Raw genomic sequence first — 5,851 nt, 5'->3', positions numbered from 1 at the left:
CGGGGCCGAACACTTCCAAAAGCGCGACTCCGGGAAAACGGTCGTCAATCTTGTACGCAGGCTGGAGCGCATGGGCTACGCCGTCCAACTGAGGACCGCCGCCTGAGGCGCCGAACCCGGTTGTTTCTTATCAGAGGGTCGCCGTGCGCAGCACGCGGGGTGAGGGCCACAGCCGGCGGACGCGCCGCGTTCCGCCCTCGCACCAATGCAGCCGCCGCGGTCCGCGCCCGGATTTCGCGCCTGGCTCACGCGAATTTACCCGCACGCGGACAGGCGCGGGCGCCGCGTTCCGCCCTCCGCACCAATGCCGCCGCCCCAGTGCGCGCAGGCGGACTTCGCGCCGTTGTTGCCGCGGCTTCAGCCGCCCGCCCTCCCGCGCCCGACGGCCGGTGGGTCGCCGGTGGATCGCTCGGCTCTGGACGCGGAGGGCGGATGGGCAGTATCGTCCGGCGCGAACCTGATCATCCGCGCGGGGCGTCCGCCGCGCTCTCCCTCTGCCCATCATCCCCGCAATGGCGAATACGGCCACCACCCCGGAAGCAGCCATCCGGCAGAACTGGGAACGGCTCAGCGGCCGCCCCGGCGGCAAGGCGATGTTCAGCTGGATGCTGGGCCGCCTGGTGCCCTACAGCGGCAGCATCGGCGCGCGGGTGGAGGAAATGCGCCCCGGCTACGCACGGGTCACCCTTCGCGACCGCCGCCGCGTGCGCAACCACCTGCGCTCGGTGCACGCCATCGCCATGATGAACCTGGCCGAGCTCGCCACCGGCCTGGCACTCAACTACGGCATGCGTCCCGACACGCGCTCCATCCTCAAGGGCCTCAGCATCGAGTACACCAAGAAGGCGCGCGGCACGCTGACCGCCGAGGCCACCGCGCCCGTGCTGGAGAGCAACGAGGAGCGCGAGATCGAGGTCACCACCAGCATCCGCGACACGGCGGGCGACGTGGTGGCCACTGCCGTGGCCAAGTGGCTGGTGGGCCCGCGCAAGTAGGCGCTTTCCATCGACCGAAGACAGAACGCCCCCGGCGCCGCGCGGCACCGGAGGCGTTCGTGCATCTGCGCGCGGCGGCGCTCACATCATGAGCGCGGTGGCCAGGCCGGTGGCCATCATTCCGATCAGCATCAGGAACATGTAGGTCCACCCCAGTACGCTGAACTTGATGAGGGTGCGCAGCCATCCCTGCCCGTACACGCGCTTCATGGCCCAGTACAGGTAGATGGCAAACCACAGCTGCAGCATGGGGTTGTGCCATCCCGTGGGCCCCACCAGCATGACGGTAAAGATCAGGAACGCGAACGCGTGCACGTGCAGCGCGAACACGAAGTGCTCCACGTAGAACCGCTTCCGCCGGAAGTACAGCACTTTGAGGATGAGCGCGAACGCGGGCATCATCAGGAACACCGCCGTGGGCAGGTTCTCCAGAAAGCCGCGCATGGCCAGACGGATCACCTCTTCGGTGGGCATGGCCCGCAGCCTTTCCTCCGTCACCAGCAGGTGGCGGTTGATGGGGCGCAGCAGCACTGGCACTTTGGCGGTATCCTTGACGCCCAGGTTGATCTGCGGGCCGTCCTTGGTCTGCCGCACGCCGATGCCGTAAACCGTGTCGCGCGCCGCTGCCGCCGCGGCCGCGGAATCCCCGGGGGTGCGCGGAGACGCTTTCACCGCCGCCGCCGGGGCGCGCAGGGCGGTGCGGCCGGTCGCACGCGCGGAATCCGCCTTGGCCGCCGCGGCGACCGAATCTTCCGCCAGGGCCTGCCGGCGGCGGTCGCGCGCCTGGTCGGCGATGCGGTCCACGTTCAGCACCCAGGGCAGGACGATGAAGAAGAGCAGCGACGCGACCAGGTAGATGCGGAACGGCGGGATGTACCGCACGATGCGCCCCTGCACGTACTCCGAGGTCAGGTGCCCCGGGCGAAAGAGCAGGGAGGTGATGGTGCGCGGAAGGGCGGAGTTGAGCGAAAGCTGGTCGTCGAGCACCTCCAGCAGCATGCGGCTCATGGAGACGCGCACGTCCGTTTTCCGCTGCCCGCACTGCGGGCAGAAGTTGCCGACGGTCGCATTGCCGCAGTTCAGGCACGGCCGGTCCGGCGTGCGCCGCGTGTCGGGCGACCACCAGCGGTTGCGCGTGGGCCCGGGCTTGGGCGGGTCGGCGGGGGGCGCGGTGGTGTCCGGCCCGCCGTACAGGGTGTACGGGCCGGAGGAATCGCGTGCGGGAGGGTGGATCGGATCGGGCATCGGCGTGCGGGTCCCGGGCGGGAGAAGTGGGGCCGGCGCGGGCGACGGGATTTCCGCCGAACAGAAGGCGTAAACGTAGATGATTCAGCGCGATCCGCCAAGTCCGGGCGTCATCTTTTGTTTCTCACGGCGGACCTCGACGTTGCACGGAGCTCACGGGGAGTAACCGTGGGTCGGCGCAGTCGCGGATCTCGCGAGCGGCGAGGGGGAACGCACAACGCAGAAACGCGGATTGCGGTTTACATGTAGCGCAACCCGCATCATCGACGACGCGCAAAGACTTGTCATCCTGAGCGGAGCGCTGCGCCGGATCGTCCGCCGCGCCGAACCGTGGCGCGGAGTCGAAGGATCTACGTGCCGCCGAGCAAACGTCGCGACACGCACACCCGTTCTCGCAGGCGCAGCAGATCCTTCGTCGGCGCCAGCACTCGGCGTGAAGGAAGGTGCATCCGGCGCCTCCTCAGGATGACAAGTTTTTGCGCGACAGGCACTTGGGTGCGCATCAACCTGTCATCCTGAGCGGAGCGCTGCGCCGGGTCGTCTGCCGCGCCGACCTTTGGCGCGGAGTCGAAGGATCTACTTGCCGCCGAGCCAACGTCGCGACACGCACGCCCGTTCTCGCGGGCATGGCAGATCCTTCGTCGGCGCCAGCACCCTGCGTGGAGGACGGTGCGTCCGGCGCCTCCTCAGGATGACAAGCTCATGCGCGACAAGAACTTGGGTGCGCAATGTCCTGTCATGGTCCGGATGGGGATTTTCGCGACACCCCGAGTTGTTCGACCCCACGACCAAGGCCCCGCCGGGTGGCGGGGCCTTTGTCGTGGTGCCGCGGGATGCGGGGAATCAGGCGGTCTGCAGTTCGCGCAGCAAGCCGGCCCGCGCCTCCACGATCATCAGCCGCACGCGGTCGCGCAACTCGGCGACGTCGTCGAGTGTCATGCCCGCGGTTTCTACCGGCTCCAGCACCCGCGCGATGGCGTTCGCGCGGCCCATCACCCACGATCCCTTGTTGAGCGCGGCCCGCGTCCCCGCCACCGCGATCGGCAGAATGGGGCACCCCGTCTCGATGGCCAGCCGGAACGCCCCGTCGTGGAACGACTGGATCTCGCCCGTGGACGACCGCGTGCCCTCAGGCATGATCATCACCGACACGCGCTTGCTCAGCCGGTCGCGGCAGGCATCCAGCGCGGCGCGGCGGCTGCTCACGTCGCCGCGGCGCACGGCGATGTCGCCCGCCATCCTCATCATCCACCCCATCATGGGGATCTTGAAGATGGACTCCTTGCTGAGCCACTTCATCTCCCACGGCAGGTGCGAGATGAGGAAGATGTCGGCGAACGACTCGTGGTTGGCCACCGCCACGTACGGCCGCCGCGGATCGCGGATGCGGAACCCCGTCGTGCGGAACTTCCACATGGGGTTCACGGACGTAACCGCGATCGCCGCGCGGCGAAACCAGCGCCCCACGGTGTAGCGGCCCGGGTCGAACGGCACCGTGAAGGCGTACACCAGCGCCATCCACGGCACCCAGATCAGAACCACGCCCGCGGCGTTGAGCCAGACCCAGAGCGAAATCAGTTGCTTCTTCATGCGGCCCTGTACACCCGAGTTCCCGATGCGTGCGGAACGAAGCCGGCCCGCGTCCCACCGTCACACCAGGCGGACGGGGAGCGCGGGATGCGGCAAGCGGCGGGCCGCCAGCGCGGCCGTTCGCGGTGCGCGCGCTCCGGCGGTTCCGGAAGGCGGCGCGCGGGATTCTACCGCGGCGCGGGGCCGCGGAACAGTGCGCCGGGCGTGCTCAGCAGCCGCGGGTGCAGGCGCTGCAGGCCAGCGTTTCCGGGAAGATGGAGAGCCGCTCGAACGGGATGGGCGCGCCGCAGCCGTTGCAGGCGCCGTACGACCCGTCTTCCAGGCGGTGCAGCGCCGCCACGATCTGCTCCAGCTGCGCCTGCTCGCGCGCTTCCAGGTTCTTGGTGAACCCGGCGTTCTGCAGCGCCTCCACGCGGCTCAGCCGGCCCACGGTGTCCTGCTCCAGGTCGCGCGGGCGCGCGGCGGCGCCGGCGGCCTTGAGGCTGCGCTCCAGCTTGCCCAGGCTGCGGAGCAGTTCTTCACGGATCATCTCGCGCTGCGCGGGGGCGAGCATCTGCTCAACTGCGGTCATGCGTCCTCGTGGTGCTCGTGGTTCTGGCTCGCGAACGGTCCGGGGGGCCGGCCGCGGATGTGCGGCGGGTCCGGGCCCGTTCACAGGTCGGGGAATGGTTCGGAAACGTCGGGTCAGGGTCCGGGCGCCGTGCCGGCCGCGCGCCGGGCACGGGGCGTCCGCATGCCCGGGCGCAGCACCGCCGGATGCGCGGCGGGGTCGCCGCGATCGCTCGTCAATCTCTCAAGGGATGTGGGCCGGGTGTGCGATGCCGCGCCGCCGTGTGCGCCGGGCCGGCATCGTGGGCCGGGGATCGTACCTGCCGCCTTGCTCGCGCGGCGCCCCGGGCGTGGGCCGGGCGCCGACCGCCATCTTCTGCATGCGTCGGGCCGTCAGATGTTCCACCCGCGTTCCGCCCGGCCCGCTGCGCCGCCGCAACCCGTTGGCCGGACGCGGCATCGGGGCTTCGCAGCGGTCAGACGCGCTCCACGAACACGTCAAAGACGCCGCCGCACACGGCGGGGCTCCACGAGAACAGGTCTTCGGTCAGGTCGATGCGCAGCAGCCGCGGCTCGCCCGTGCGGATCACTTCCGCCGCCGCCTCGATGACCTCCGCCTCTCCGCACCCCCCGCCGATGGTGCCGGTGAGCCCGCGCTCCGGGTCCACCAGCATCTTGCTCCCCATGCCGCGCGGGGTGGAGCCCTTGCAGCGGACGATGGTGGCCAGCGCGGTGCGCCGCCCTTCGCGGGCCGCCTGTTCGGCGGCGGTGAACACGGCCAGGTCCTCGTTCATCACGTCCGTTCGGTGGGAGCGCCAGGCAGCCGATCCGCGATTGCGGCGATGGCTTCGGCCTCGCGCCACATGGCTTCCAGCGCGGCCAATTCGCCCTCCATGGCGCGCCGCTCGGATTCTTCGTAGAGCGCCATCTCGAACGCCAGCCGCTCCACCGGGGCGCGTCGGGCGGCCGCGAGGGGAAAGCCGGCCCGGGCGGCGGCGCGCAGGTAGGCGTGCGGGGCGGTGGCTTCCAGCAGCTGCACGGCATGGTTCAGCACCGGCCGCCGCGCGCCCGAGGCGTTCACCAGCGGCATGGCGCGGTGGATCAGGCGAAGCGCCGGGGCGCCGGCCAGCACCAGGCCGGGGCCCGTGCCCGGCCCGATGTCCTTGCCGAGGCGCCGGGCGCGGGGCGGCGGAATCCGCAGCAGCAGCCCCTCCCCGTCCGGCGCCTGCTCCACGCGGGCCGTGCGAAGGCGGCCCCAGCGCATCACCTCGCCGCGCGCCGCATTGTCCGGGTCCATCACGGCGACCACGCGCCGTGCCACAAACTGGGCGCGGGCGTAGTCGCCGCCCTGGGTCAGCAGGTTGGCGACGGAAAAGCCCACGCTGCCCACGATCAATCCCGCAAAGTACACGGCGCCCACCGCGGCGATGGCGGAGCCGGTGATCACCGCGTGCCGCCGGCGCCGGTGCAGG

General features: G+C 70.8%; 6 protein-coding genes. 1 reads left to right on the top strand and 5 read right to left on the bottom strand.

All coding sequences use genetic code 11. From position 1 onward, the window contains the following. Positions 1-512 precede the first annotated feature (512 nt). Positions 513-995, top strand: coding sequence for a hotdog fold domain-containing protein (locus tag VF665_RS10800; RefSeq protein ID WP_331053438.1), 483 nt, complete (start codon positions 513-515; stop codon positions 993-995). Positions 996-1,076: 81 nt separating this feature from the next. Here VF665_RS10800 and VF665_RS10795 read toward each other — a convergent pair whose 3' ends face one another. The 5 genes from VF665_RS10795 to VF665_RS10775 form a co-directional block, all read right to left on the bottom strand. Beyond that, positions 1,077-2,240, bottom strand: coding sequence for a DUF3667 domain-containing protein (locus VF665_RS10795; protein ID WP_331053437.1), 1,164 nt, complete (start codon positions 2,238-2,240; stop codon positions 1,077-1,079). Between the two features lie 843 nt (positions 2,241-3,083). Further along, on the bottom strand, positions 3,084-3,830 hold the full coding sequence (locus VF665_RS10790; RefSeq protein ID WP_331053436.1) for a lysophospholipid acyltransferase family protein: 747 nt from the start codon (positions 3,828-3,830) through the stop codon (positions 3,084-3,086). Positions 3,831-4,038: 208 nt separating this feature from the next. Beyond that, positions 4,039-4,401, bottom strand: coding sequence for a TraR/DksA family transcriptional regulator (locus VF665_RS10785; protein ID WP_331053435.1), 363 nt, complete (start codon positions 4,399-4,401; stop codon positions 4,039-4,041). Positions 4,402-4,855: 454 nt separating this feature from the next. Beyond that, positions 4,856-5,173, bottom strand: a complete 318-nt coding sequence (locus VF665_RS10780) for an XdhC family protein (RefSeq protein ID WP_331053434.1) — start codon at positions 5,171-5,173, stop codon at positions 4,856-4,858. Further along, positions 5,173-5,851 (bottom strand): hypothetical protein (locus VF665_RS10775; RefSeq protein ID WP_331053433.1); only part of this gene is annotated, 679 nt, incomplete at its 5' end. The genes VF665_RS10775 and VF665_RS10780, both read right to left, overlap by 1 nt.

This window comes from Longimicrobium sp. (assembly GCF_036387355.1).
GTDB lineage: Bacteria > Gemmatimonadota > Gemmatimonadetes > Longimicrobiales > Longimicrobiaceae > Longimicrobium.
Note: the sequence above shows the minus strand (reverse complement) of the source record. Positions and strands in the feature narration are given on the sequence as shown.

Bases quoted from the DNA above. Each gene is read 5' to 3' on its own strand.
- VF665_RS10800 (WP_331053438.1), top strand. From the start codon at position 513: ATGGCGAATACGGCCACCACCCCGGAAGCAGCCATCCGGCAGAACTGG.
- VF665_RS10795 (WP_331053437.1), bottom strand. From the start codon at position 2,240: ATGCCCGATCCGATCCACCCTCCCGCACGCGATTCCTCCGGCCCGTAC.
- VF665_RS10785 (WP_331053435.1), bottom strand. From the start codon at position 4,401: ATGACCGCAGTTGAGCAGATGCTCGCCCCCGCGCAGCGCGAGATGATC.
- VF665_RS10780 (WP_331053434.1), bottom strand. From the start codon at position 5,173: ATGAACGAGGACCTGGCCGTGTTCACCGCCGCCGAACAGGCGGCCCGC.
- VF665_RS10790 (WP_331053436.1), bottom strand. From the start codon at position 3,830: ATGAAGAAGCAACTGATTTCGCTCTGGGTCTGGCTCAACGCCGCGGGC.